Source organism: Pseudomonas rhizozeae, from assembly GCF_031583775.1.
Classification (GTDB): domain Bacteria; phylum Pseudomonadota; class Gammaproteobacteria; order Pseudomonadales; family Pseudomonadaceae; genus Aquipseudomonas.
The window spans coordinates 1-1116 of record NZ_JAVLSB010000015.1; the positions used below are offsets into that span (position 1 = coordinate 1).

At 59.5% G+C, this 1116-nt stretch carries 1 protein-coding gene; it reads left to right on the top strand.

Features of this window, described 5'->3' with window-relative positions:
• Positions 1-496 precede the first annotated feature (496 nt).
• Positions 497-820 (top strand): hypothetical protein, encoded by a 324-nt coding sequence (locus tag RG836_RS02965; RefSeq protein WP_310843073.1) that lies wholly within the window; start codon positions 497-499, stop codon positions 818-820.
• Positions 821-1116: the final 296 nt, after the last annotated feature.

The window sequence follows — 1116 nt, forward strand, 5'->3', positions numbered from 1 at the left end:
AGCCAGATCAAAAACTGTACGCCGAGGCGGCCTTATAGCCGACCTGGCTCCGGGTAGTACGCATTCCCCTTGTGGGAGCGAGCCTGCTCGCGAAGGCGTCCTCCCAGGCAATGAAGATCTGATCGTTCCCACGCTCAGCGTGGGAATGCAGCCAGGGACGCTCTGCGTTCCGCTTCGCTCGTTGACGCGGCTCAAACGGCGTACAACTTTTCAAGACGTTTCCCACAACGTACCCTGTTGCCGCGTTTTGGGTCGGCTGCCATAGTTGGCCGGCGGTGTATGCCGCAAACGACCTTGGCCGGTCGAACTCAGAACGCAACAGCGTCATAGCAACTTTTCGGGATGTTTGTCGTGTCGATCAGTGTGTGATGGCGGCTGTGCGCGGGACATCTTCGGGTGTGCCGGTTTTCTGGGCCGGTCGGCCAACCCGCACACAGCTGCCACCTTTTTCGTTTGGCCGCGAAGAATGGTTGCGCGTTATCCCAGAAGGTTACACATGCAAAATCAAACAAACTCCTGCTTTCAACCCCTCGACACCCGCGACGCTCAACACCCCGTTCTCTACATCGACACCCAGGCACCGCTCAGTGACCTGGCGGCCTGCGCTGCGCATCGGTTTACGGTGGTTCGCGATTTGATGGACACCTTGACCAGCCTGACGCTCAACGACACCCACGACTGTGATCTGGAGCGCGTGACACGCGGTGTGCACCTGCTGACTCGCGAAGGGTGCGCATTGCTGGAAACTCTGCAATTCAGGGCCGAGCGGTTTGAGCGGGATGTGTTGAATGCTCGAAGCCAAAGGGATGGTGGGCGTTAGGCCAGGCATCCTGATGGGGTGTGCGGGCCTTTTCGCTGGCGAGTCGGGTTGTTGCAGCGCGGCCGCCACAGGGATTGGTGTACATCCGTCGATTATTCAGCGACAGGTAGGGCGCTATCGCTGGCAAGCCAAGCTCCCACAGGGTCTTGCGTACATCCGCAATTAACTCATCAGCAGGGAGATAGCTTTCGTCGGAACGCCGCCCGGAGCTGGCTCGCTCCCACAGGGGAAACGCGTACAACTAGAGACCAGGTCGGCTACTAGGCCGCCTCGGGCGCTGTGCTTTTGATCTGGCT

Bases quoted from the DNA above. Each gene is read 5' to 3' on its own strand.
- RG836_RS02965 (WP_310843073.1), top strand. From the start codon at position 497: ATGCAAAATCAAACAAACTCCTGCTTTCAACCCCTCGACACCCGCGAC.